19 protein-coding genes are annotated in these 24446 nt (G+C 59.5%); 11 read left to right on the plus strand and 8 right to left on the minus strand.

All coding sequences use genetic code 11. The annotated features are described in order from the left end of the window. Positions 1 to 84: 84 nt before the first annotated feature. Both AB5Y83_RS11110 and AB5Y83_RS11115 read right to left on the minus strand, forming a co-directional pair. On the minus strand, positions 85 to 1098 hold the full coding sequence (locus AB5Y83_RS11110) for an NAD-dependent epimerase (RefSeq protein ID WP_236397106.1): 1014 nt from the start codon (positions 1096 to 1098) through the stop codon (positions 85 to 87). Further along, a complete protein-coding gene (locus AB5Y83_RS11115; protein WP_236397108.1) occupies positions 1095 to 2474 on the minus strand; it encodes a UDP-glucose/GDP-mannose dehydrogenase family protein in 1380 nt (459 codons plus the stop codon). The genes AB5Y83_RS11110 and AB5Y83_RS11115 overlap by 4 nt, the downstream gene beginning before the upstream one ends. 243 nt (positions 2475 to 2717) lie before the next feature. On the opposite strand from AB5Y83_RS11115, the gene AB5Y83_RS11120 reads away from it, so the two are divergent. Beyond that, positions 2718 to 3329 carry a YitT family protein gene (locus tag AB5Y83_RS11120; protein ID WP_088870052.1) on the plus strand — a complete coding sequence of 204 codons (612 nt, stop codon included), beginning with the start codon at positions 2718 to 2720 and terminating at the stop codon, positions 3327 to 3329. A gap of 101 nt (positions 3330 to 3430) precedes the next feature. On the opposite strand, the gene AB5Y83_RS11125 is transcribed toward AB5Y83_RS11120, so the two are convergent. The 5 genes from AB5Y83_RS11125 to AB5Y83_RS11145 all read right to left on the minus strand — a co-directional run bounded on the left by AB5Y83_RS11125 (position 3431) and on the right by AB5Y83_RS11145 (position 9587). Continuing rightward, positions 3431 to 4462 carry an ABC transporter ATP-binding protein gene (locus AB5Y83_RS11125; protein WP_368175166.1) on the minus strand — a complete coding sequence of 344 codons (1032 nt, stop codon included), beginning with the start codon at positions 4460 to 4462 and terminating at the stop codon, positions 3431 to 3433. After that, the gene (locus tag AB5Y83_RS11130; protein ID WP_368175167.1) at positions 4459 to 5517 is read right to left on the minus strand and encodes an ABC transporter ATP-binding protein; all 1059 of its coding nucleotides are present in this window, start codon (positions 5515 to 5517) and stop codon (positions 4459 to 4461) included. The genes AB5Y83_RS11125 and AB5Y83_RS11130 overlap by 4 nt, the downstream gene beginning before the upstream one ends. Positions 5518 to 5548: 31 nt before the next feature. Beyond that, on the minus strand, positions 5549 to 7366 hold the full coding sequence (locus tag AB5Y83_RS11135; RefSeq protein WP_368175168.1) for an extracellular solute-binding protein: 1818 nt from the start codon (positions 7364 to 7366) through the stop codon (positions 5549 to 5551). A gap of 149 nt (positions 7367 to 7515) precedes the next feature. Further along, positions 7516 to 8559, minus strand: a complete 1044-nt coding sequence (locus AB5Y83_RS11140; protein WP_005349432.1) for an ABC transporter permease — start codon at positions 8557 to 8559, stop codon at positions 7516 to 7518. 2 nt (positions 8560 to 8561) lie between these two features. After that, positions 8562 to 9587: an ABC transporter permease subunit gene (locus AB5Y83_RS11145; protein WP_031227629.1), complete on the minus strand. Its 1026-nt coding sequence runs from the start codon at positions 9585 to 9587 to the stop codon at positions 8562 to 8564. A gap of 739 nt (positions 9588 to 10326) precedes the next feature. Between AB5Y83_RS11145 and AB5Y83_RS11150 the strand changes: the two genes are divergently transcribed. The 8 genes from AB5Y83_RS11150 (at position 10327) to AB5Y83_RS11185 (ending at position 19475) form a co-directional block, all read left to right on the plus strand. After that, positions 10327 to 12882 (plus strand): TonB-dependent receptor, encoded by a 2556-nt coding sequence (locus tag AB5Y83_RS11150; RefSeq protein WP_368175169.1) that lies wholly within the window; start codon positions 10327 to 10329, stop codon positions 12880 to 12882. Positions 12883 to 12990: 108 nt separating this feature from the next. After that, positions 12991 to 13755, plus strand: a complete 765-nt coding sequence (locus AB5Y83_RS11155; RefSeq protein ID WP_100654455.1) for a DUF3450 domain-containing protein — start codon at positions 12991 to 12993, stop codon at positions 13753 to 13755. Then, positions 13752 to 15125 carry a MotA/TolQ/ExbB proton channel family protein gene (locus tag AB5Y83_RS11160; RefSeq protein ID WP_350237090.1) on the plus strand — a complete coding sequence of 458 codons (1374 nt, stop codon included), beginning with the start codon at positions 13752 to 13754 and terminating at the stop codon, positions 15123 to 15125. Before AB5Y83_RS11155 ends, AB5Y83_RS11160 begins: the two co-directional genes overlap by 4 nt. A 10-nt stretch (positions 15126 to 15135) precedes the next feature. Beyond that, positions 15136 to 15663 carry a MotA/TolQ/ExbB proton channel family protein gene (locus AB5Y83_RS11165; RefSeq protein WP_005338936.1) on the plus strand — a complete coding sequence of 176 codons (528 nt, stop codon included), beginning with the start codon at positions 15136 to 15138 and terminating at the stop codon, positions 15661 to 15663. A gap of 67 nt (positions 15664 to 15730) precedes the next feature. After that, positions 15731 to 16138 carry a biopolymer transporter ExbD gene (locus AB5Y83_RS11170; RefSeq protein WP_005338933.1) on the plus strand — a complete coding sequence of 136 codons (408 nt, stop codon included), beginning with the start codon at positions 15731 to 15733 and terminating at the stop codon, positions 16136 to 16138. 16 nt (positions 16139 to 16154) lie between these two features. Then, positions 16155 to 16790: an energy transducer TonB gene (locus tag AB5Y83_RS11175; RefSeq protein ID WP_005343441.1), complete on the plus strand. Its 636-nt coding sequence runs from the start codon at positions 16155 to 16157 to the stop codon at positions 16788 to 16790. An 11-nt stretch (positions 16791 to 16801) separates the two neighbouring features. Beyond that, positions 16802 to 18043, plus strand: coding sequence for a lipopolysaccharide assembly protein LapB (locus tag AB5Y83_RS11180; RefSeq protein ID WP_021230403.1), 1242 nt, complete (start codon positions 16802 to 16804; stop codon positions 18041 to 18043). A 511-nt stretch (positions 18044 to 18554) separates the two neighbouring features. After that, positions 18555 to 19475: a L,D-transpeptidase family protein gene (locus tag AB5Y83_RS11185; protein WP_199415950.1), complete on the plus strand. Its 921-nt coding sequence runs from the start codon at positions 18555 to 18557 to the stop codon at positions 19473 to 19475. A 91-nt stretch (positions 19476 to 19566) separates the two neighbouring features. On the opposite strand, the gene sppA is transcribed toward AB5Y83_RS11185, so the two are convergent. After that, entirely contained in the window at positions 19567 to 21411 is a 1845-nt protein-coding gene (gene sppA, locus AB5Y83_RS11190) for a signal peptide peptidase SppA (protein ID WP_368175170.1), read from the minus strand. 208 nt (positions 21412 to 21619) lie between these two features. On the opposite strand from sppA, the gene AB5Y83_RS11195 reads away from it, so the two are divergent. Further along, positions 21620 to 23647: an NADPH-dependent 2,4-dienoyl-CoA reductase gene (locus AB5Y83_RS11195; RefSeq protein ID WP_139432475.1), complete on the plus strand. Its 2028-nt coding sequence runs from the start codon at positions 21620 to 21622 to the stop codon at positions 23645 to 23647. A gap of 114 nt (positions 23648 to 23761) precedes the next feature. Further along, complete coding sequence (locus tag AB5Y83_RS11200; protein WP_139432473.1) at positions 23762 to 24310, plus strand: NAD(P)H nitroreductase; 549 nt, start codon at positions 23762 to 23764, stop codon at positions 24308 to 24310. Positions 24311 to 24446: the final 136 nt, after the last annotated feature.

Genomic DNA, 24446 nt, shown 5'->3' on the forward strand with positions numbered 1-24446 from the left:
CAGTGCGTTCAGCCATCCTAAAACCCGCGGGGCATCAGTGGTATCTGATTAACTCATCAATGACCGAGGGGCTACCCGCGCTCGTCAGCGGTCGGGCTGGTAGTAGTCGAGATACCAGCGGACAAACTCGGCAACCCCCTGCTTGAGGGGCGTGGCGGGGCGCAGGCCGGTGAGGGTGTGCAGCGGTTCGCTGTCGGCCCAGGTAGTGTGCATGTCACCTGCCTGCATCGGCAGCATCCGCTTGATGGCGGGTTTGCCGATGGCCTCTTCCAGCGCCTCGATAAAATCGAGCAGCCGCACCGGCTGGCCGTTGCCGATATTGAGGATGCGGTAGGGGGCGGCGCTCTCGGCCGCGCTCTGCTCGCTGGCGTGCCTATCGGGATTTGGGCGGGGCGGCTGATCGGCGACGGCAAGGATTCCCGCGACTATGTCGTCTATGTAGGTGAAGTCGCGGCTGAGATCGCCGTGGTTGTATACGTCGATGGGCTCACCCGCGAGGATGGCGCGGGTGAACTTGATGATGGCCATGTCGGGGCGGCCCCAGGGGCCGTAGACGGTAAAGAAGCGCAGCCCTGTGGTTGGCAGGCCATAGAGCGCCGAATAGGCGTGGGCCATCAGCTCGCCGCTCTTCTTGGTGGCGGCGTAGAGGGAGACCGGGTGTTCCACCTGCTGCGCAGTGGAGTAGGGCATCTGATCCCCCATGCCATAGACCGAGCTGGAGGAGGCGTAGATGAGGTGCTGAATCCCGTGGTAACGACACCCCTCCAGCACCGTCAGCATGCCGGTGAGGTTACTGTCGGCATAGGCGAACGGATTTTCGATGGAGTAACGCACCCCCGCCTGCGCCCCCAGATGGATCACCCGCTCGAAACGGTGGCTGGCAAAGAGAGCCGCCATCGCCTCGCGATCCGCCAGATCCAGCCGCTCGAAGTGAAAATGGGGGAAACTGGCCAGCTGGGCCAGCCGCGCCTCTTTCAGACTCACCTCGTAGTAGTCGTTGAGGTTGTCGATCCCCACCACCTGATGACCTGCGGCGCACAGCTGGCTGGCTACATGAAAACCGATAAAACCGGCGACGCCGGTGATCAGATAGATCATGGTTGAGTCTCCGGGTTGCAACTGGTGTTGGCAGGCTGCTTTTTGGCGGGAAGATGTGGCCGCCCGATGGCGTGATAGTCAAACCCGAGCTCACTGAGCTGGCGGGGGTCATAGAGGTTGCGGCCATCGATGATGACGGGCTGGTTGAGCAGGGCCTTTAGCTGCTGGAAATCGGGGGCACGAAACGCCTGCCACTCGGTGCAGATCAGCAGGGCATCGGCCCCTTCCAGTGCCGCCTCCTGAGTCGGGCAGAGCAGCAGATTCGGCCGCTGGCCGTAGATCTGGCGGGCACGCCCCATCGCCTTGGGATCAAAGGCCTGCACCCGGCCACCGGCAGCCCAGATGGCGGCCAGCAGCGGGCGACTCGGCGCATCGCGCATATCGTCGGTGCCGGGTTTGAACGCCAGCCCCCACAGGGCGAAGGTGCGGCCGCGCAGATCCGGGCCGAAGCGGGCCAGCAGGGTTTGCGCCATCTTCTGTTGCTGGCGCTGGTTGACCTGCTCGACCGCCGCTAAAAGCGGGGCGTCGCAGCCGACACTCGCCGCGGTATGGCGCAACGACTTGATATCTTTGGGGAAGCAGGAGCCGCCGTAGCCGCAGCCCGGGTAGATAAAGTGGTAACCGATGCGGGGATCTGCCCCCATCCCCTGGCGCACCGCCTCTATATCGGCCCCCAGTTGCTCGGCGAGGGCCGCCATCTCGTTCATAAAAGAGATCTTGGTGGCCAGCATGGCGTTGGCGGCGTATTTGGTGAGCTCGGCGCTGCGCAGATCCATCACCACGATCCGGTCATGATTACGGTTGAAGGGAGCGTAGAGGGCGCGCAACTGCTCAAGCGCCCGCTTGCTGTCACAGCCGATGATGATGCGGTCCGGCCGCATGCAGTCGTTGACCGCCGCTCCCTCCTTGAGAAACTCGGGATTGGCGGCCACCTCGCAGGTGAGTGTCAGTCCACGCATGGCCAACTGCTGCTCAATATGTTCCCTTACTTGCTGCGTGGTACCGACCGGTACTGTGCTCTTGGTCACCACCAGCTTGGGGCGGCTCATCAGTCGGCCTATGGTGTCGGCCACCGCCAGCACATGTTGCAGGTCGGCCGAGCCATCCTCATCAGCTGGTGTACCTACTGCGATCAGCAGCAGGTCGGCGTGTGCCACGGCAATGGCGGGATCGACCGTGAAGCTCAGGCGGCCGCTGGCCAGATGGCTCTCGACCAGCGGGGCCAACCCCGGCTCATAGAAGGGGATCTGCCCCAGCCTGAGGGCGGCGATCCGTTCATCATCCACATCCACGCAGCAGACCTGATGGCCCACCTCGGCCAGAACGGCGGCCTGCACCAGCCCGACATAGCCTGTGCCAAAAATGGTGACCTTCATGAAAAGTGCCTCGTGCTGTGAATGGGGGGATGGCGCGCTTAAACCGCGGCATGCTGCATCTTGGTGCAGCGAGTGTCAATGCCAGATGACAGGCACCAGAATGGGGCGTTCAGCCTGACTGTTGTGATCCTTTTCACAAAAAATAGACTGGACCCCATAACGAAGCCCTGTGGACAGGGCTCGCAGCCCGCCCGCAACGGCAGGCGACAGACACTCTCTCTTTACTTCGCTTGGATACAGGTTATGGACAACACCTCGATTCGCACTGCCCATCCTATTTATGAGGATGTGCTGGCCCTGCTGACGGCGGCCGGCTTTGTTTCCCTCGGCATCTTTCTGTTTCATCAGGTTGGTCTGCTCACTGGCGGCACAGCCGGGCTGGCGCTGCTGCTGCAAAAGGTGACCGGCATCAGCTTCGGCCTGCTCTTCTTCGGCATCAACCTGCCCTTCTATGCGCTGGCATGGCTGCGGATGGGGCCACGTTTTACCTTCAACACCTTTGTCTCGGTGGCGGCGGTCTCCTACATGACCGATCACCTCAACGGTGTATTGCAGATCGGCAAGATAGAGCCCCTCTATGCGGCGCTGATCGGCGGTACCCTGATTGGCATGGGTCTGCTCATCATGTTCCGTCACAAGTCGAGTCTGGGGGGCTTCAACATTCTGGCGCTCTTTATTCAGGATCGCTTTGGCATCCGGGCGGGCAAGCTGCAGATGGGGCTCGATTGCGCCATTGTTGTTGCCTCGTTTTTCGTGGTGCAGCTCTGGATCCTGGCGCTATCCATCGTGGCGGCGGTTATCTGTAATCTGGTGTTGACACTCAACCACAAGCCGGGCCGTTACCAGATTGCCTGACAAGCTGCGGCAGTGGCTCGATAAGACAAGCGTGACCCGATAGCACGAGGCGGCCTGATGGCCGCCTCGTCTGTTTCTACCCTGATGTTTGTTCGCTGCGCCTAGCTCGCCTGCTCCAGCCTGCTGTCGCTGCTCATGGCGTTGTCACTGATGGCGTGACCACCAACAGCAAGCGGGGTGTGACAGGCCACCTGATGATGGGACTCATCACACGCCTCAAGCTTGGGCGCCTTGCTTTTGCACAACTCGGTCGCATGGGGGCAGCGCTGGTGGAAGTGGCAGCCGCTTGGCGGCGAGATGGGGGAGGGCACATCGCCGGTCAGCAGAATGCGCTGGCTGCGCCTGCGCGGGTCCGGCACCGGAATGGCGGAGATCAGCGCCTGGGTATAGGGGTGGCGCGGCGCCAGATAGAGCGACTGGGCATCCGCCAGCTCGACGATCCGTCCCAGATACATCACCGCAATCCGATCCGAGATGTGTTTGACCACCGACAGATCGTGGGCGATGAAGATGATGGAGAGGTTCATCTCCCGCTGCAGGCTGAGCAGCAGGTTGACGATCTGTGACTGCACCGAGACATCGAGGGCCGAGACCGCCTCGTCGCACACAAGCAGCTTAGGCTTGAGGGCGATGGCGCGGGCGATGCCGATCCGCTGGCGCTGACCGCCGGAAAACTCGTGGGGGTAGCGATCCACGGCGCTGCCCGGCAGGCCCACTTTTGCCAGCAACTCCTGCACCCAGCCGCGCCGCTGCTCAGTGTTGCCTTTACCGTGGATGATGAAGGGCTCCTCCAAAATTTGGCCCACAGTGTGACGGCTGTTGAGGGATTCTGCAGGATCCTGAAACACCATCTGCATCTCCTGACGCAGGGAGCGCATCTCCTTCGGGCTGAGGGCGGTGATGTCGCGCCCCTCGAAGGTGATGGTGCCCGCGGTCGGCTCGAACAGCTTGAGCAGACTGCGCCCGAGGGTGGACTTGCCACAGCCCGACTCACCCACCAGCCCCAGCGTCTCCCCCTGCTTGAGATCGAAGCTGATGCCATCCACCGCGTGAACCGTATATTGTTTGCGCAGGAACCCGCCTCCCAGCCGGAAGTGCTGTTTCAGATCCCTGACCGATAACAGAGTACTCATGCGGTCAACTCCTTCCAGTAGTGACAGGCGACATGGTGGCGCAGATTTAACTGCTCCACCGCCGGAATGGCGCTGATACAGAGATCGGTCGCATGGGGGCAGCGGTTGGAGAAGCGGCAGCCTGCGGGCATCTCGTGCAGGGCAGGCACCTGTCCTTTGATGGTCTTGAGCAGGCTCTTGGGCTCATCCTCAAGGCGCGGGATCGAGCTCATCAAGCCGTGGGTATAGGGGTGACGGGGGTGGTCAAACAGCTCGAACACGTCGGCCTGCTCCACCGCCCGCCCGGCATACATCACCACCACTTCGTCGCACAGCTCCGCCACCACCCCCAGATCGTGGGTGATAAAGATGATGGCCATCCCGGTCTGGGCCTGCAGCTCTTTCATCAGTTCGAGGATCTGGGCCTGAATGGTGACATCCAGGGCCGTGGTCGGCTCGTCACAGATAAGCAGGTCCGGCTCGCAGGAGAGTGCCATGGCGATCATCACCCGCTGGCGCATGCCGCCGGAGAGGTTGTGGGGATAGACCGCAAAGCGCTGGGCCGGCTCAGGGATCCCCACCTTCTGCAGCATGGCGATGGCCGCGGCTTTGCGCTGGGCCTTGTCATATTCGGGGCGATGGAGGCGAAACACCTCCATCAGTTGCTCCCCCACCGTCTGCACCGGGTTGAGGGCCGTCATCGGCTCCTGAAAGATCATCGAGATGCGGTTGCCGCGCACCTTGTACATCTGATCTGGTGCAAGCGACAGCAGCTCCTCCCCCTGAAAGCGGATGGAGCCTGCTACCACCTGACCATGGGGCTTGGGCAAGAGCCCCATGATGGCGAGTGAAGTGACACTCTTGCCACAGCCAGACTCGCCGACGATCCCCAGCGTCTGACCGGGGGCCACCTTGAAGCTGACCCCGTCGAGCACCTTGATCTTGCCGTCATCGACGGCGAACTCCACCTCGAGATCGCGTACTTCGAGGATTGGGGCCTGGTGCTGGCCGTGATCAACGGCGAACTCCCCCCCGTTATCCGGTACGTCAAGAATGGGGGCCTGAGTGTTGGGCATAACGGCTGCTCCCTTCGCAATGGCCTGAATATCAATGACGTGCATAGGTCTTGTCGAGCAGGTTGATGGGCGCCAGCGCCTCCCCTGCCTCCTTGGCGTTGCGGGTCTCTTCCTTCACCTTGGGATCGAGCCAGAGCAGACCGCCACTACTGTGAGGATAACCGTCCATCGGCCAGTAGAGCAGATCCGGCGTGTTCTTGGTGGCAGGAACTTCCGGCAGCATCACATAACGCCAGCTGCTGGCCCGCACATAGTTGAGCTGCACCCCGGGCACGAAGATGGCGAGGTCATAGATGCGCTGCTGGATCTGCTGGGAGAGCTTGGCCCGTTTGGCCATGTCGAATTCGACGTTGTAGGCGTCGATCAGCGCGTCCAGCTCCTTGTCAGCCACGTTGAACAGGTTGTTGGTCTGCGGTTTGTTGGCGTTGGCGGAGTGGAAAAACTCCCAATATTGCGGATAGAGACCGCCGCCGCCCCAACCGAGCCAGGCCGCCTCGTGTTTCTTCTCCAGCATCACCTTGAAGCCGGTGGCGCCATCCACCAGATTGAGCTCCAGATCCAGACCCGCTTTCTTGGCCTCTTCTTTCAGCACGGTCAGTCGCTTGGAGTGCTCCTGACTGGTGTAGGTGAGCGCCAGCGTCAGCCGCTCACCCTTCTCATTTTGCAGGATGCCGTCCGGCCCCGGCTTGTTGTAGCCGCCCTTGGCAAAGTACTCCCGCGCCTTGCCAATGTCATAAGCCCGCTCCGGCAGCGTGATGTCAGTGAACTCGCCAAAGCCCGAGTCGAAGGTGGTGGCTCTGTCGTAATCGCCGCGCAGCACGGTCTCGATCATCTTGTCGATGTTGAAGGCGTGCTGGATGCCGAGGCGCACGTTCACATCCGCCAGCTTGGGGTTGGCCACATTGAGGTGCACACCCTGACCGCCCTGTTTGGTATCGGTCATGGCCATTACCTTCTGCACGTAGCCTTTTTTGTACTCCGGGGTGACCGCTTTTTCATGCCACCAGTTGGGCAGGATCATCTCGAAGGTATCGATCTCCCCTTTCAGGAAGTGGCGGAAGGCGATGTTGTGGTCGCGGATCACCTGCACCTTGATGGTGTCGATGTTGAATCTGTGCTGGTTATAGCGATCGTCTTTTGCCCACCAATCCTTCTGCTTGCTGAAGGTAACCGACTTGCCCTTCTTGACGTCGCTGATCACGTAGGGACCTGTGGTGGGCACCACGGCCCAGTTGTACTGCTTCACCCAGTTGGGGGTCAGCTTGTAGTAGTGCTTGGGCTGGGGCCACAGCTCGGTGGTGTTGAGCAGGTCCATCTTGGCCTTGCGGTTGCCCGCTTTGACCATAATGGTGTGATCATCGATCTTCTCTACCGCCACTACTTCAGTGGTGTAGTAGTTGTTGAACCAGGGCCCCTTGATGTGTTTGGAGCGCATCATCTCGTAGCCGAAGGTGTAGTCATCGGCATTGACCGGCTTGCCATCCGACCATTTGGCGCGGGGATCCAGCTTGAAGTAGACGGTCTGGCTGTCTGGCGCGATGGCCCAGTGGGTCGCGAGCGAGGGGATGGGGTTGCCGGTATTGGGGTGAAAGCTGATGAGTCGCAACTGGTTATCGAGAATAAAGGAACGGAACGATCCGTTGGAGTCAGGCCCCACGGTGCGGAACGTCAGCGGAAAGCTCTCCACAAACATATTGAGGTTGCCGCCCGGCAGCGCCTTGGGGGAGGCGAACACAGGATCCGTGTCGTTGGTCTCCCATTTGAGATCCGCGGGCAGGCTGGCCGCCCAGACCCAGGATCCGTTTAACAGCACAAAGAGAGCACCTATCCATTTGATTTTATTTTTCATGTTTGACTTCCAGGTCTGGCCCCTGCACTGGGGGTCTTGATTGATAACGGGATTATCCCTTGCTCCCGGGACCGCCGATGGCGGCGGCCCGTCCTTCATTTATCACTGTTCGTTATCCGGCGCCTGCCGATGCGCTGGCATCGGCTGGCTTATTGGTAACGGGTAAATTTGCGTGGATCGAACGCCTCGCGGATCGCCTCGCCGATAAAGGAGACCATGATCAGCACCAGACTCACCGCGGCCACCACCGAGCTGACTATCCAGATGGCATCCAGATTGTTGATGCCCTGGGAGAGCAGCTCCCCCCAGCTCGGGGTCGGCGGTGCCAGCCCGAAGCCCAGATAGTCGAGGGCCGTCAGGGTGGAGATATTGCCCACCACGGCGAACGGCGCCAGGGTGACGATCATCATCAGGGTGTTGGGCAGGATGTGGTTGAAGATGATCCGCCCGGTGGTCGCCCCTTGCGCCCGCGCCGCCATCACGTAGTCCCGCGCCCGCTCCTTGTAGGTGAGGGTACGCATATACCAGGTGATCCCCATCCAGCCGAACAGCACGTTGATGGCGACAAACAGGCCGAAGTTGGGCTTGGCAAGCGACACCAGGATCATGATGACGTAGAGAAACGGCACTTGGGACCAGATCTCGATAAAGCGTTGCAGGATGAGGTCGAAGCGGCCGCCGAGAAAGCCCATCAGACAGCCGATGGTGACTCCGATGGCGTAACTGGCCGCCAGCGCGATAAAGGCAAAGCCGATGGCGATACGAAAGCCGTAAACCAGTCGCGCCAGCACGTCTCGGCCGCTGGTGTCGGTGCCGAGGAAGTGGCGCTCAGCCGCGCTGGGGGCGTAGGGTGGGTAGGCATCCTCCTTGAAATCCTGCTCGTAGGGATTCCAGGGGACTAGCGGCAGCAGCACCCAGTCGCCCTGGCCCTCTGCGGCAAACTTGGCCTTGAGCTGGCGGTAGTTGGTTTCGTACTCGTAATCGAGCCCGAACTGCTGACCGGGGATCACATCGCCATAGGTGGGGAAATGCAGCTGGCCCTGATAGCTCACCATCAGTGCCCGGCTGTTGACCAGCAGCTCCGCCAGCAGGGAGAGCAGCACCAGGGTGGTGAAGATGATGAAGGAGTAGTAACCGCGCTTGATCGACTTGAAGCGCTTGAGTTTTTTCAAGGTAACCGGATTGAGCTTCATGGTCAGTCTCCAAACCGCACGCGCGGATCAACAAGGGCAACACAGATATCGGAGACGATATTGCCAATCAGCATCAGCATGGAGGTGATGGCCAGAATGCCCATGACGGTGGGGTAATCCCGCTCGACGATCGCCTCGTAACCGAGCAGGCCGATACCGTCGATGTTGAAGATGGTCTCGATGAGGAAGGAGCCGCCAAAGAAAACGGTGAGCACAGACCCCAGGTGACTGGCGATGGGGATCAGACTGTTGCGCATCGCGTGGTCGGTGACCGCCTTGCGAAACGGTAACCCCTTGGCCACGGCGGTACGCACATAATCGGCCGACAGGTTCTCCATCAGGCTGTTTTTCATGGTCATGGTAAGGATGGCGAAATCGCCGATGGCGTAGGCGATAAGCGGCAGCAGGGCGTGGGCAAAGACAGTGCGGATCTGATCCCAGCTGCTCTCCATGTACTCAAAATCATCCCCCGGAAAACCGCCCATCGGCAGCCACTCCAGATGGAAGGCGAAGACGGTGATGAGGAAGATCCCCACCACATAGGCGGGCAGGGCATAGGCCATGTAGATAAGCATGGAGCTCAACGAGTCGAAGCGGCTGTTGTGTCTGAGCGCCTTCGCCACCCCCAGCGGAATGGAGACTGCATAGCTCAGCAGAAAGGTTGCCAGCCCGAAGAAGGCGGTAACGGGGAGCCGCTCCTTGATGAGATCCCACACCGGCTCGTAGTAGCGGGTCGATTCGCCCAGATCCAGCACCGCCAGCTTCTGCAGCCACTCCCAGTAGGCGACCAGCATGGGCTTGTCGAGGCCATAGAAGGCCTTGAGCTCCTCGATCTGTTCATCGGAGAGGGCCTGCGCCCCCTTGCTGCCGCTGGAGCGGCCGGATTCATTCTGGGAAACCTGGGCTTGCAGCAGCATGCGTTCGACCGGACCGCCCGGCACGAAACGGGTGATGGTGAAGACGAGCAGGGTGATACCGAGAAACGTCGGGATGATCAAAAGCATCCGGCGTAGGAAATACGACAGCATGGTGGAACCTCGTCCTTGTTGTTCTTTTTTGCGGCCAGTCAAATCCGGTGACGGGCCTGTCCTTCCTGGCATTACGCGCTGGATTGGTTGCCAAACAGCAGACAATCCGCTTGGCCACTGTAAAAGCTCTGCAACAAAAATCAAGTACAAGGAAATGGAAAACTGGGACAAATGACCCGCTGAGACCAAAAGCACCGAAAAATGACGTTTTTTATCTGAAAAGTGAAAATCAAAACAAAACGCTACTGCTCAACATTATTTTAAAAAATATAAACAGCTGTTTGTTTGAGTTTTTGGTGTTTTTAAGTTATTGATTAATAGTGTTTTTGTTTGAGCGGTGAAATTGAAGGAAAACGATATCATCTCGACGATTTTATCTGTTATCCCCATGGGAGCGGTCAGGTGCAACCCTCATGAAGTTAGTGTTTTATTCTTATTAATGCCGATAAATCAAAATAAGATATAAACGGACAGCACGTTAACTAATAAGTTCATCAAATTTTAATTCAGCGCCATTTACGCCATTTAACAATGTCTTTACATTGCGCAAGCTGTTTTTGGCAGAATTATTCACTAATTATGCCGGTCAAAATTAATACACTCCGCTTATTCTACGTCCGACCTCGCCGCCCCCCAGCTCCATTGACGTCGCTAGTCAAAGATTGATAAGCCTTACACATCGCTCCAAAGAGGGCGGTATCAGGAAGCAAACAATAAACAACCAGGAAGGATATAAGCGATGCTTAGGAAGAGCAGAATCTCTGCTGCGATTGCGTTCGCCTTGGCGAGCCTTGCGGCGGCCCCATCCGTATCTGCCGAAGAAGGGCAGAACGTCGAAAAACTGCAGAAAATCAAAGTCACTGGCTCCCGTATCTCCCGTGTTGATGTTGAGGGGGCGACTCCGGTTGTCTCTGTCAGCAAGGCCCAAATTGAACAGTCTGGTCAGCAGACTGTGGCCGATTATCTGAAACAGGCCTCCTACAACTCCTTTGGTGGTTTCTCCCCATCCTCCGGTAGTTCCGCCCAATCACAAGCCACAGTAGGGCTGCGTGGCCTTGGTGAAGATCGCACGCTGGTGCTGCTTAATGGCAAGCGTATCGCCGGTTCTCCCTCCATGGGCGGCACTGCCATCAACCTCAACACCATCCCCATGGCGGCGGTTGAGCGGGTGGAAGTGAACCTGGACGGTGGCTCCGCCCTGTATGGCTCTGATGCCATTGGCGGCGTTATCAACGTGATCCTCAAAGAGGGTTTCGAAGGGCTGACTTTCCAGGGACGTATTGGTTCACCGACCGAAGAGGGTGGTGACGAGCAGAGTGGTTCCATCGTTAGCGGCATCTCGGGTGAGAAAGGCTCCCTGATGATGGTCTACGAGCACGATGTGAAAGACGAGATCTATTACAAGGATCGCGACTATCTGGCGAAAGAGGGGGCAACTGCTCCGAGTCTCTATGGCCGCAATATCAAGGGAGTGGATGCCACTACCGGCAAGACGGTTACCCGTACCCTGAAGGGAGTTGACTGTGAAGGTACCGGCACCGGTTTCGTCACCAAGGGCACGGCTTGCCGCTTCGACTTTGCCCAGGTCGCTGCCAAGACTGCTTCTCGTACCCGCGATACCGTCTATCTCAACGGGCGCTACCATATCAACGACAATGTGGATTTCGTGCCACAGATGATTGGTTCCCGCGTCACCAGTTTTGGCCGCTTCGCGCCAGCTGCCGGTGCCTTTACCGTGGATGGTTCCACCCCTGAAAGCGCAGCAGTGCTGTCTGCCAACAACTTCAGCACCGCCAAGGCCGCGACCGTTTACTACCGCTTTAACAACGTCGGTCCCCGTGACAACGATGTGACTGACTTGACCGGTACCCTGAACCTGGGTTTTGAAGGGGTGGTGCCGACCGAAGCGGTAGGCGATCTGGAATGGAATGCCGGTTACATGTATTCCAAAACAGATAACCAGAGTACTGGTAATGGGTATGTGCTGGCCCCCGCTGTGGAAACTCAGGTCAATACCGGCAAGTTCGTTAATGGCAGCTTCTCTGATGCGGCTACCAAGGATCTCTCCTATACCACCAGCCGCAATTCCAAGATGGACTTCTTCCAGTGGTACGGCGGTGTAGGTTGGGATATGGGCGAACTGCCCGCTGGCCCGGTCAGCTGGTATCTTGGGGCCGAGTATAACGATTGGGTTTACTCCGATACCTATGACAGCCAGTCCGAAGCGGGTAACGTACTGGGTTCATCCGGTAACTCCGGTGGTGGTGTGCGCGATGTGTTTGCCACCTATATCGAGAGTCTGATCCCCATCACCGAGCAGATCGAACTGAACCTGGCGGGTCGTTATGACAAGTACAGCGACTTTGGCAGCGCCTTCTCGCCCAAAGCGAGTCTGCGTTATCAACCGCTCGACCAGCTGATGTTCCGTACCTCCTGGTCCCAGTCTTTCCGCGCGCCGGGTCTTAACGATCTCTATGCGGCGGATGCCCAGTCAGCGGACTTTGCCAAGGACTATGTCTACTGCCAGGCCAATGGCATTGCCAACTGTTCCGAAGCGCAGTACGAGACAACACGTCAATCCAACAAGAACCTGAAGGAAGAGACGGCTGACACCTTTACCATCGGTGCTGCTTACAACCCGCTGGACAACCTGAACCTGTCGCTCGATTACTACTACATCAAGATTGATGACGTGATCCAGCTGGCTAACACCCAGACCCAGTTCTATCAGGAGCTCAATACCGGCAGCAACCCGAACGTCATCCGTGATGCCAACGGCGATGTCGAGAAGGTCTATGCCGGCATGGTCAACTTGGGGCAGCTTAAGACCAGTGGTATCGACTTCAAGGCGGACTACAAGTACGACTTCAACTCCTTCACCCTGCGTTACGACTTTGGCAGCAGCTACATCCTGAAATATGAGGAAGGCCTGTTTGCTGGTGGCCCAATGGTCGACAAGAAGGGCTGGAATGGCAAACCCGACTTCCGCTTCAACTCCGGGATCGGTGCCAACTTCCCGCAGCTGTGGAATCTGGATACCTACCTGAGCACCAACTATATCGACTCCCAGAGTCAGGACTATGTGGATGACAAGGAAGAGGGCCATATCGCTTCCAACACAATCTGGAACCTGAACGTGGCGGTTGATACCAGCTGGAATGCCAAGATCCAGACCGGTGTGAAGAACATGTTCAACCGCGGGCCTTCCCTGTCCAACGATGGTTTCACTTACGATGAATACCTCTACGGCATCGACGGTCGCGTCTACTACATCGACTACACCCAGAAGTTCTAATCAACCCTGTTGATATACAACCTCAGCCGGCCCGGTCGGGCCGGCTGTGCCCAACGTCCAAGGAAGTTACGGAGATAGGGTAATCCTATGAAGACAAGGACCATTACAATGAAGAAAGCGCTCCTTGGCAGCCTGGTTTCGGCCGCCTTGTTGACCAGCTTCAATCTGAGTGCCGCCACTGCCGGTCAGGCCGTGGACGCTCAAGCCGCCACCGACAACGCATCCAAAGTTTCCCAGCAGAAGATCGACAGCTATGCCGAATCTGCCGAATCCGCACTGGCCCAGTACAAGGCCGCCCTGCGTCAGGTCGACAGTCTGCGCACCTACAACGAGCAGGTGAGCAAGATGGTCGAGTCCCAGAGCGCCGAGCTGGCGTCGATGCAAAAGCAGATCGCCCAGATCGACCAGACCAGCACCGAAGTGGTGCCCCTGATGCTCAAGATGATCGATTCCCTCGAGCAGTTTGTGTCACTGGATCTGCCGTTCCAGAAGGTCGAGCGCGAGGACCGCGTGGCGGCTCTGACCGACCTGATGAACCGGGCCGATGTCACCATCTCCGAGAAATACCGCAAGATCCTGGAGGCCTACCAGATCGAGGAGGGCTTCAGCCGCACCATCGAGGCCTACAAGGCGAGCCTGGACAAGGATGGCAGCGAGAAGACCTACGAGTTCCTGCGCGTTGGCCGCATCGCGCTGCTTTATCAATCCCCGGATGGCAATGAAACCGGGATGTGGAACAAGAAGACTCGCCAGTGGGAAGAGTTGCCCCAGGAGTATCGCAGTGCGGTTGAACAGGGCCTTCGCATCGCCAAGAAGCAGGCGCCTCCCGCGCTGATCAAGCTGCCGGTTCAAACTGCGGAGAAAGCATCATGAAAGGAATCAAACTTGCGATTGCCTCCCTGATTGCGGGAGCAACCCTGGTCACCCTGCCGGTGACCGCCGCCGAAAAACCGGTGGATCTCAATGCGCTGCTGAACCAGGTCAAGGCCTCCAGCCTGAGCGAATCCCAACTCAACAAGGAGCGGGAAGCCCGCTTCCTGGCTGACAAGAACGAGCAGGGGGCGCTGCTGGCCAAGGCCAAGGCCGAGCTGGCAGCCGAAACCGCCAAGGGCGAGCAGCTCAAGGCGACCTTTGATGCCAACGACAAGCAGCTGACCGAACTGACCGAAACCCTGCGCCAGCGTTCCGGCAACATGGGCGAGATGTTCGGCGTACTGCGTCAGTTCGCCGGTGAGTTCAAGGGGATCTTCAACGCCTCCGCCCGTCGGGTCGAGCATCCGGAACAGACCGCGCTGCTGACCCGTCTGGCCGAGAGTAAAGAGCTCCCCTCCAGCGACGATCTGGAAGCGTTCTGGACCACCACCCTCAGCCGCATGGTGGACGGTGGCAAGGTGAGCCAGATCCCGGCGACCGTGGTCTACGGCGAAGGCAACCAGGCCGAGAAGACGGTCACCCAGATCGGTGAGTTCAACACGGTCTCCGAAGGCAAGTACCTCACCTTCGTGCCGGAGACCGGCAAGTTCGAGCAGCTTTCCCGTCAACCTGACAAGGGGGTGCTGGAACCGATCGCCGAGTTTGAACAGGGCGGTGACGGGGTCAAACCCATCTTTATCGACCCGTCTCGCGGCGTGATCCTCTCCCTGTTGGTACAGTCCCCGACCCTCAAGGAGCGTATCGATCAGGGTGGTTCCGTGGGTTATGTGATCCTGGCATTGGGGGTCATAGGTACCCTGCTGGCCATCTTCTGCGGTATCCGCCTGTCGTTGATCGGCTCGTCCATGCGCAAGCAGCTGAAATCCGATCAGATCATCAAGGGCAACCCCATTGGTGACATGCTGGGAGCCTACCAGAGCCATCGCGGTGACAACATCGAGGATCTGGAGTCCAAGCTCGACGAGATCATCCTGCGCAACGTGCCCAAGTTCGAGAAGGGCATCAGCATCATCAAGCTGATCGCCTCGGTCGCGCCGCTGCTGGGCCTGCTCGGTACCGTAGTGGGGATGATTGCCACCTTCCAGGCCATCACATTGTTCGGTACCGGCGATCCCAAGCTGATGGCGGGCGGTATCTCGGAGGCGCTGGTGACCACCATGCAGGGGCTGGTCGTCGCCGTGCCCATGTTGTTCCTCTACACCATAGTGCAGACCCAGAGCCGTCGTCTGATCCAGGTGCTGGAAGAGCAGAGCGCCGGTTTCGTCGCCCGTTATCAGGAACGTCTGCACGCCTCCAAAGCCGCAGCGTAAGGAGTCACCCATGTGGTTCTGGTTGATTGAAGAAGTCGAGTCGGTCCGCCGGTTTTTGGGATTGGGGGGCGATGTACTGGTCGCCCTGTTCTTCCTGACCCTGATGATGTGGGCCCTGTTGCTGGAGCGCTGGTTCTACTTCATGGCGGTCTACCCCAAGCAGGTGAAGCAGACCAAGGCCACCTGGCTGGCCCGCACCGATCATCTCTCCTGGTCTGCCAAGCAGATCCGGCGCGAGCTGGTCTCACGGGTCGCCATGGCGGTGGACAAGGGGATGCCGGTCATCAAGGTGTTGATCGCTCTCTGCCCGTTGATGGGGCTGCTCGGGACCGTGGTGGGGATGGTGCAGGTGTTTGACACTTTGGCCATCACCGGCACCGGTTCGCCGCGGGCGATGGCATCGGGGATCTCCAAGGCAACGGTACCGACCATGGCGGGCATGATCGCCGCCCTTTCCGGCCTGTTTTTTGTCAACCAGCTCGATCACAAGGCCAAACTGGCGGTGCAAAAGCTGGAAGACAACCTGAAACACGGTTGATGCAGGATGCATACCCCCGGCGAGGCATGGCCTGCCGGGGGCACAGAACAAGCAAGGAGTTTCTGCTATGAGAAAACGTTACAGCGACAGCGGTGCTGACGAGGCGGCTATCGATTTGACCCCCATGCTGGACATAGTGTTCATCATGCTGATCTTCTTCATCGTCACCACCTCCTTCGTCAAGGAATCCGGTGTCGAGATCAACCGTCCCAGTGCCAGCACGGCCGAGACGGTGAAGAAGGGCAATATCATGGTCGCGGTGCGCGAAAACGGTCAGGTCTGGGTCGACAAGCGGGTGGTCGAGGTCGGTGCGGTGCGCGCCAACATCGAGCGGCTGCGGGCCGAAAACCCGGAGAGCGCCGTGGTGATCCAGGCCGATAACGAATCCCGTTCCGGTCTGGTGGTGCAGGTCATGGATCAGATCCGCATGGCCGGTGTCCAGAACATCTCCATCGCGGCAGACAAGAGCAGCTGATGCCGGAGAGAGACCTATGAGATACCTGATATCGTTGGCGGTCTCCTGTGTGGTGGTGTTCTTTCTGTTTCTGGGAATGAACAAGCTGATCACACCGGATCACCGGGAGCTGGTGGAGAAGGATGACGTCACCATGACCGATTTCATCCGCCTCAAGCCCCAGGAGACCCTGCAAGAGAAACAGCGGGAGCTGCCCAAACCGCCGCCGCCCAAGCGTCCGCCGCCGCCTCCCGAGATGGAGGTGGCCAGCACGGATAGGCCGAAGATGGAGAGCGCGCCGATGGACATGCCCAAGCTCGACATCCCGGTCAACATCGGTGGTGGCAACGCGCTGGGTGCCTACAGCACCGGCGGCGGTGGTGGCGGCGTTGGTGGCAACAACGGCGCTATTCCGCTGGCAACCTTCGAGCCCATGATGCCCCGCAAGGCGGCTCTGGCGGGGCTGGCCTCCGGCAAGGTGCTGGTGGAGTTCACCGTCACCGAGCGCGGCACCGTCAGCAACGTGCGGATCGTCAAGGAAGAGCCGCGCAGCTATGACCTAGGCAAAGAGGCGCGCAAAACCATCGCCAAGTGGACGTTCAAACCGGCCATGGTGGATGGCAAGCCGCAGGCGAGCCGTATGCAGCAAGAGATCGAGTTTGCGGTCAACTAAGGAAGGTGGCGATGAACAAGTTACACAAGATGATCCTCGCCCCGGTCGCCATGGCGGTGCTGCTCAGCACCGCCAGTTGGGCCGCCGAGCAGCCGGCCCTGTCGGATCGGGCCTATCGGGCGGTCAACAAGGCGCAGGAGCTGATCACCGAGAAGAAATACGGTGAGGCCAATGCCAAGCTGCAAGATGCGCTCTCCGGCGCGGGCGAGCGGGTCTACGACAAGGGGGTCATATTGCAGACTCTCGGTTTCGTAGCCGCCCAGCAGGAGAAATACGGTCAGGCGACCAAGTACTTTGCCGATGCCATCGCGACAGGTGGCTTGCCGCCACCGGTGGCCCAGCAGGTGCGCTACAACCTGGCCCAGCTCTATATGGCGGAGGGTAATTATCAGGGGTCGATCAAGACCATGAAGGAGTGGTTTGCCAACCAGGGCAAGGATGACAAGCCCAACTCCCATGCCTATATCACGCTGGCCAACGCCCACGTGCAGCTCAAGCAGTACCGTGACGCGATCCCGGCGGTGGATCAGGCGATCAAGCTGTCGGCAGGTAAAGCGCCGGAGTCCTGGTATCTGCTGAAGATGGGCGCTCACTACGAGCTGAAACAGTACAAACCGGCGACCGAGGTGCTGACCTCTCTGGTCAACATGTTCCCGGAGAAGAAGAAGTACTGGACCCAGCTGTCGGCCATGCATATGCAGGCAGGCAACGATGCCAAGGCGCTGGCGGCGCTGGAGTCGGCCTACAACCTCGGCATGTTGACCGAGGCCGCCGAGCTGCAGCGCCTCGCCAACTACCTCGCCTTCACCGGCATTCCCCATCGCGCCGCACGGGTGATGGAGAAGGGGATGAAGGACGGGGTGATTGAGCAGAGCGCCAGCAATTACAAGACCCTGGCCAACTACTGGCATCAGGCCAAGGAGCTGGATCCGGCCATCGACACCCTGGCCAAGTCCTACCAGCTGGCCCCGAGCGCCGAATTGCAGCTGAAAATGGCGCGCATGATGATCCAGAGCAAGCGCTATCAGGATCTGGTGGCGCTGGCCGCCAAACCGGCAGCCAATGCCAATGGTGAACAGCGTGCGGATCTCAAGTTCCTGACCGGGGTCGCCTATTTTGAGCAACAAAAGCCGAAGGAGGCCCTCAACGCCTTCACCCAGGCGGCTCAGAATGGCAACGTCAGCGGTCGGGCATCTCCGTGGATCAGCTTCCTCAAAGAGCAGAGTGGCACCGGAGAGGCAGCCGTCCAGTAATTCCAATGACAACTACCTGTAGTCCCTTTTATGGTTGCCTGGTGGCTCCATTAACCGCTCTTCGGAGCGGTTTTTTTATGGTGGCTGCCAGCACCGGCGGGTGGCCGACGCACGGTTTTATCCCTCTTCATGCCAATAAAGAGCCTCCGTCGACATTGGTCTATCTCCCCAGATGCGACAAACGTTTTAACCACTGCTGCAACCGTGAAGCAAGGTGGCGCTGCGCTGTGGTTGACGGGGGCTTGGGTGGCTCGCTGCCAGGCGGGCCGTGCCATTCATCTTTCTCTTTGCTGCGACTTGCCAGTGTGGCTTTTGCCCTGTTGATAAGCGTCACATCGAAAACGGCTACTTTTAACAAGAAAAGCAACATATGGAAGTTGAAATTTTGGCCGACTCAGGAAAGAATGCGCGCTCGGTTATTGGCGTCGTGGGGCAGGTTGACCCGCCACCGGCAGACCGAGGATGAGACGGCCCCCGGCCCATTTGGTACAGGAAACCACACAGGAATTTTATGAATCCCCTTCGCACTGCCGCTTCGGCCCTTTTATGCACTTTTGCGCTGGTCAGCCAGCAGGCTGCCGCCGTCGAGTACCGTCTGCCTGCGGCCAACAGCCGCCTGATCGGTGAAAACCAGGAATACGTGGTGCCTGCGGACAACCGTCCGCTGGAGCAGATCGCTGCTGACTTCCAGCTGGGTCTGACCAACATCATGGAAGCCAACCCGGGCGTTGATCCCTATCTGCCGAAGGCGGGTAGCACCCTGATCATTCCCCACCAGCTGATCCTGCCCAACGCGCCCCGCGAAGGGATCGTCATCAACGTTGCCGAGATGCGTCTCTACTACTACCCGAAAGGGAAGAACGTGGTGGAAGTGCTGCCCATCGGCATCGGTCAGCTGGGGGTAAACACCCCGGAGAACTGGATCACCAAGGTAGAGCGCAAACGCGCCAACCCGACCTGGACCCCGACCGAGAACATCCGTCGCCGCTATGCCGCCCAGGGCAAGACTCTGCCGGCAGTATGGCCAGCCGGTCCGGATAACCCCATGGGTCTGCACGCCCTCTATATCGGCAACCTCTATGCCATCCACGGCACCAATGCCACCTTCGGTATCGGTCTGCGGGTGAGCAGCGGTTGCGTGCGTCTGCGCGCTGACGACATCAAGTATCTGTTCGACAACGTGCCGGTCGGCACCCGCGTCCAGTTCGTCAACCAGCCGGTCAAGACCACGGTCGAGCCGGATGGCGGTCGCTACATGGAAGTACACGAGCCGCTGTCGCGCACCGAGGAGGAGTTCAACTCCACCGCCTCCGTGCCGCTCCCGATGACACCGGCCATCACCCGCTTCATCGCTCACGCCGAGTCTGACTCCAACGTGGTCAAGCAGGTGCTGGAACAGCGCAGTGGTATGCCGACCCGCCTCAATCCCTGATTGAGCAAGTTGGCGGTGCCGCGCGCACTGGCTGAATAATGAAAACGGCGACCAGATGGTCGCCGTTTTTTATGGGGGAGTCACCGCTTGCTTACTGCACGCAGACCGGGCAGAAGGCGTAGGTGCCTTGCGGATCGTTGAAGCGGGTGAGCGGGTCGAGACTGCGGTTCACTTCCACCAATGCCTTGCCAAATCCTGCCGGCAGCCAGCTCTGCAACTGAGGGGCCAGCACTTGGGCGCTGCTGTCAAACAGCTGGCGCAGGAACTTGTCCTTGGTGGATTCCTCCTGCTCGATGGGGGTCACCTGCCACTCTTTGAGGTTGGCCAGTTCGGCGGCGGCCTTGATGGCGTCATCCAGATTGCCGAACTCGTCCACCAGCCCCAGGGCCTTGGCATCTTCGCCGGTCCAGACTCGCCCTTCGGCCGCTTTCTCGGCCTCGTCCGGGCTCAGACCACGGCCCTTGCTGACCAGACCGATGAAGCGCTGGTAGGTATCTTCCACGCTCAGCTGGATAGCCTGACTGACGTGCTCCGGCAGGGCGCGGGTCGGGCCGACGCCGACGTAATCTGTGGTGCCAACCCCGTCGGTATGCACGCCGAACTGGGCCAACGCCTTGTCGATGGTGGCGAACATGCCGAATACCCCGATGGAGCCGGTGAGGGTTGTCGGGGAGGCGAAGATCTTGTCCGCATCGGCGGAGATCCAGTAGCCACCGGAGGCGGCATAGCTGCCCATGGAGACCACAACCGGTTTGCCAGCCTGTTTCAGGGCCAGCAGCTCGGCGCGGATCTGCTCGGCGGCGAAGGCGCTGCCGCCCGGGCTGTCAACCCGCAGGACCACGGCTTTAACCTTGTCATCGCGGCGGGCATCGGCCAGCAGATCGGAGAGGCTATCACCGCCGATGGTACCGGCAGGCTGTACGCCATCCATGATGGCGCCGCTGGCGACCACCAGACCCACCTCATCCTTGCCGCTCTGGGGATATTGTTCCGGAATGGCAGCCAGATACTCTTTCAGGCCGACCCCTTTCCAGCCATGATCGTCCGCTTCACCCACCTCTTTAATGACCGCCTGGGTCATCTCGTCGCGGGTGGCCAGCTGATCCACCAGACCGTTGTCGAGGGCATAGTTGGCGGCATTGCCACCGGCCTTGCGCAGCAGCTCGAGGAAGCGCTCCTTGCCCGGTGCGACCGCATCGGGTTCGATCTCCCGCTGCTCGGCTACGTCAGCCACATAGGATTGCCACAGCTGATCCAGCCAGCGCTGGTTTGCTTCTTTGCTCTCGGGGGACATCTCGTCGCGGGTATAGGGTTCGACGAAGGATTTGTAGGTGCCGACCTTGAATACATGCGGGGTGATGTTGAGCTTCTCCAGCGCCGACTTGAAGTAGGTCTGGTAGACACCAAGCCCCTCAATCACCACGGCGCCGCTCTGGTTGAGCAGCACGTGATCGGCGTGGGCCGCCAGCAGGTACTGGCCTTGAGTGTAGAAGTCGGCCATGGCGATCACCGGTTTGCCGCTCTCCCGGAAGGAGTCGATGGCGCTCGCCACCTCCTGCAGTTTGGTGAAGTTGGCTCCCTGCAGCCCTTGTGGCTTGATCACCAGCGCCTTGATGCGCTCGTCATCCTTGGCACTCTTGATGGCCCACAGCAGGTCGGAGAGAACGATCTCGCTCGGCTGCTCATCGCTGCTGTCCATTTGGCGCAGCAGTTGTACGGTGGGATCTGTCTGGGAGCGTTGCTCCACCAGCACGCCGATGAGATTGAGGGTCAGCGCCCCTTCGATGGGCGCCTTGGGGGCCTCTTTCTGGCTGACGCTGAAGACGATGACCAGCACTACGATGAGAAACAGCAGATTGACCAGCATCAGCCGGGTGAAATTGAGCAGGCGCCACAGGCTGCGGAACAACCAACCCAGACCTTTGAAAATAGACATAGTCGCGTTATCGCCCTGTTAATGGGTAGAGAAGAGCCATTATTAACCAGTTGCGGGCGAAATTGCCATTTCCGACTGGCGGATCCCGCCTATCTTCGTTCAGGGCACGGCTGTTCGCTGAAAAATTGTCCAAACATTTGTTTGAAAAAGAATTTTCGATTCTTTACTCTAGCCTCAGTTTGATAACAAAAAATTAACTGGAGGCATCGTGAGCCGCTATCCGACCTTGCTGACCCCGCTCGACCTTGGTTTTACCCAACTGCGCAACCGTGTGTTGATGGGCTCCATGCACACCGGCCTCGAAGAGGAGAAGGGCGGTTTTGACAAGCTGGCTGCCTTTTATGCCGAGCGCGCCCGTGGTGGAGTAGGCCTTATCGTCACCGGCGGCATTGCCCCCAATCTGCGCGGTCGGCTGGTACCTCACGGCTCCCAGCTGAGCTTCCCCTGGCAGGTGAGCAAGCACAAAAAGGTGACCAGCGCCGTGCATCAGGAGGGGGGCAAGATTGCGCTGCAGATCCTCCATGCCGGTCGTTACGCCTATCATCCGTTCAGTCTGGCGCCGAGTGCCCTCAAGGCCCCCATCTCCCCGTTCAAGCCACGCGCCATGAGCGAGCGGCAGATCCGCGGCACTATTCGCGACTTCGCGGCTACAGCAGCGCTGGCCAAGGCGGCCGGTTATGACGGCGTCGAGGTGATGGGCTCGGAAGGTTATCTCATCAACCAGTTCATTTGCGAGCGCACCAACAAGCGCACCGATGGCTGGGGCGGCAGCAGTGAAAACCGGATGCGCTTCCCGGTGGAGATTGTCCGCGCCATCCGCGAGCGGGTCGGCACCGACTTCATCATTATCTTCCGCCTCTCCATGCTGGATCTGGTGGAGCAGGGCTCGACTTTGGAAGAGGTGATTGCCCTTGGCAAAGCGCTGGAAGCGGTGGGGGTGACCCTCATCAACACCGGCATCGGCTGGCACGAGGCGCGCATTCCCACCATCGCCACCAGCGTGCCGCGCGGCGCCTTCAGCTGGGTGACCGCCGAGCTGAAAAAGCATCTCAAGGTGCCGCTTATCACTACCAACCGTATCAACACCCCCGAGGTGGCCGAGCGGATTCTGGCGGGGGGCGAGGCGGATATGGTCTCCATGGCGCGCCCCTTCCTGGCGGATCCCGAGTTTGTCATCAAGGCGGCCGAGAACCGTGCGGACGAGATCAACACCTGCATCGCCTGCAATCAGGCTTGCCTCGACCATGTGTTCAAGCAGAAGCGAGCCTCCTGTCTGGTCAATCCTCGCGCCTGTTTCGAGACCGAGCTGACTTTTGGCCGCGTGCCCCAGCCCAAGAAGCTGGCGGTAGTGGGGGCGGGCCCGGCTGGCCTGGCGTTCGCCTGTTACGCTGCCGAGCGCGGTCATCAGGTGAGCCTGTTCGATCAGGCCAGCGAAATCGGCGGCCAGTTCAATTTTGCCAAGCAGATCCCGGGTAAGGAGGAGTTTCACGAGACTCTGCGTTATTTTGCCAAACGGCTGGAGAAGTGCGGCGTCGAGCTCTATCTCGGCCAGCGCCAGAGTGCCGAGAGCCTGCTCGGCGGCGGTTTTGACGAGGTGATCCTCGCTACCGGTATTCGTCCGCGCACCCCCAATATTCCGGGGATCGAGCATCCCAAGGTGATGAGTTATCTCGATGTATTGCGGGATCACAAACCGGTCGGCCAGAAGGTGGCGGTGATCGGCGCTGGCGGCATCGGTTTCGATGTGGCTGAGTATCTGGTAGAGAAGAAGGTGGAGATGGATGCCGATGGGCACCGTGATCACTGGCTCAAGGAGTGGGGCATCGACAAACAGCTTGGCGAGCGCGGTGGCCTCACGGCTCCTGAAATCGACGCCCCCGAGCGCCAGATCTGGCTGCTCCAGCGCAAGGAGAGCAAGGTGGGTGACGGACTTGGCAAAACAACCGGCTGGATCCACCGTACTGTGCTCAAGAACCGCAAGGTGCAGATGCTCTCCGGGGTGCAATATCTGGGGATCGATGACGAGGGCTTGCACATTCAGGTGGGCGAGACCAAGCAGTGTCTGCCGGTGGATCAGGTTATCGTCTGCGCCGGGCAGGAGCCCCTTAAAGAACTGCAGGCCGGGTTGCAGGCGGCAGGCAAGCCGGTGCATATCATCGGCGGAGCCGACGTGGCTGCCGAGCTGGATGCCAAGCGAGCGATCAGACAGGGCGCCGAACTGGCTGCGGTCATCTAGCCAACTGTGCTCTCTTGTCCTTTATAGTGCGATAAACCCCTGAGCCTCAGGGGTTTTCTTCATTCGGTGCTGTGCTAAGGTAGCGCCATCATTGCCCCAGAGAAGGAATTGCCCATGGATGCCCTCACCCTGTTGCTCAATCGCCACTCCTGTGGCCGTCTCGCCGATCCCGCCCCGAGCGGTGAGGTGCTCGACAATATCCTCAAGGCGGGCCTGCGCGCGCCGGATCACGGCACCCTGACCCCTTGGCAGTTCATTCTGTTTGAAGGGGATGGGCGCGAACGGCTGGGCAAGCTGCTGGCCGAGGCGGCCCGTGCCCGTGGCGAAGATGAAGAGAGCATCAAGAAGTGCAGCGAAGCGCCACTGCGGGCGCCCTTGGTCGTCGCCGTGGCAACCCGTTATCAGGATCACCCCAAGGTGCCGAAACTGGAGCAGGAGCTCTCTGCAGGTTGTGCCCTGATGGCGATGCAGATGGCGGCGCAGGCGCAGGGCTTCAACGGCATCTGGCGCTCCGGCTGGTTTATCTTCGATGAGCAGATCAACAAGGGATTGGGACTGGCGGCAGAGGATCAGCTGGTGGGTTTCCTCTATCTCGGTACTCCCATGCTGGAAGCACGCAAACTGCGCGAGCTGCCGCTCGATGAGTTTGTCCGCCGTTTCTGACTCCTCGGCCACGTTGCGGTTGAGAGAAGCAAAGCCTCGAGAAATCGGGGCTTTTCTGTTTAACCGTGAATAGTAACCAGAGTGATTGGGGAAAATAAATGGGTCAAAGAGGCTTCGCGCGCCATAGCAGGTAATT

The sequence above is a fragment of the Aeromonas sp. R5-4 genome, assembly GCF_040908215.1.
Lineage (GTDB): Bacteria > Pseudomonadota > Gammaproteobacteria > Enterobacterales > Aeromonadaceae > Aeromonas > Aeromonas veronii.

Bases quoted from the DNA above. Each gene is read 5' to 3' on its own strand.
- AB5Y83_RS11170 (WP_005338933.1), top strand. From the start codon at position 15,731: ATGAGAAAACGTTACAGCGACAGCGGTGCTGACGAGGCGGCTATCGAT.
- AB5Y83_RS11185 (WP_199415950.1), top strand. From the start codon at position 18,555: ATGAATCCCCTTCGCACTGCCGCTTCGGCCCTTTTATGCACTTTTGCG.
- AB5Y83_RS11130 (WP_368175167.1), bottom strand. From the start codon at position 5,517: ATGCCCAACACTCAGGCCCCCATTCTTGACGTACCGGATAACGGGGGG.
- AB5Y83_RS11150 (WP_368175169.1), top strand. From the start codon at position 10,327: ATGCTTAGGAAGAGCAGAATCTCTGCTGCGATTGCGTTCGCCTTGGCG.
- AB5Y83_RS11200 (WP_139432473.1), top strand. From the start codon at position 23,762: ATGGATGCCCTCACCCTGTTGCTCAATCGCCACTCCTGTGGCCGTCTC.
- sppA (WP_368175170.1), bottom strand. From the start codon at position 21,411: ATGTCTATTTTCAAAGGTCTGGGTTGGTTGTTCCGCAGCCTGTGGCGC.
- AB5Y83_RS11140 (WP_005349432.1), bottom strand. From the start codon at position 8,559: ATGAAGCTCAATCCGGTTACCTTGAAAAAACTCAAGCGCTTCAAGTCG.
- AB5Y83_RS11135 (WP_368175168.1), bottom strand. From the start codon at position 7,366: ATGAAAAATAAAATCAAATGGATAGGTGCTCTCTTTGTGCTGTTAAAC.
- AB5Y83_RS11125 (WP_368175166.1), bottom strand. From the start codon at position 4,462: ATGAGTACTCTGTTATCGGTCAGGGATCTGAAACAGCACTTCCGGCTG.
- AB5Y83_RS11155 (WP_100654455.1), top strand. From the start codon at position 12,991: ATGAAGAAAGCGCTCCTTGGCAGCCTGGTTTCGGCCGCCTTGTTGACC.
- AB5Y83_RS11145 (WP_031227629.1), bottom strand. From the start codon at position 9,587: ATGCTGTCGTATTTCCTACGCCGGATGCTTTTGATCATCCCGACGTTT.
- AB5Y83_RS11175 (WP_005343441.1), top strand. From the start codon at position 16,155: ATGAGATACCTGATATCGTTGGCGGTCTCCTGTGTGGTGGTGTTCTTT.
- AB5Y83_RS11165 (WP_005338936.1), top strand. From the start codon at position 15,136: ATGTGGTTCTGGTTGATTGAAGAAGTCGAGTCGGTCCGCCGGTTTTTG.
- AB5Y83_RS11115 (WP_236397108.1), bottom strand. From the start codon at position 2,474: ATGAAGGTCACCATTTTTGGCACAGGCTATGTCGGGCTGGTGCAGGCC.
- AB5Y83_RS11120 (WP_088870052.1), top strand. From the start codon at position 2,718: ATGGACAACACCTCGATTCGCACTGCCCATCCTATTTATGAGGATGTG.
- AB5Y83_RS11110 (WP_236397106.1), bottom strand. From the start codon at position 1,098: ATGATCTATCTGATCACCGGCGTCGCCGGTTTTATCGGTTTTCATGTA.
- AB5Y83_RS11180 (WP_021230403.1), top strand. From the start codon at position 16,802: ATGAACAAGTTACACAAGATGATCCTCGCCCCGGTCGCCATGGCGGTG.
- AB5Y83_RS11160 (WP_350237090.1), top strand. From the start codon at position 13,752: ATGAAAGGAATCAAACTTGCGATTGCCTCCCTGATTGCGGGAGCAACC.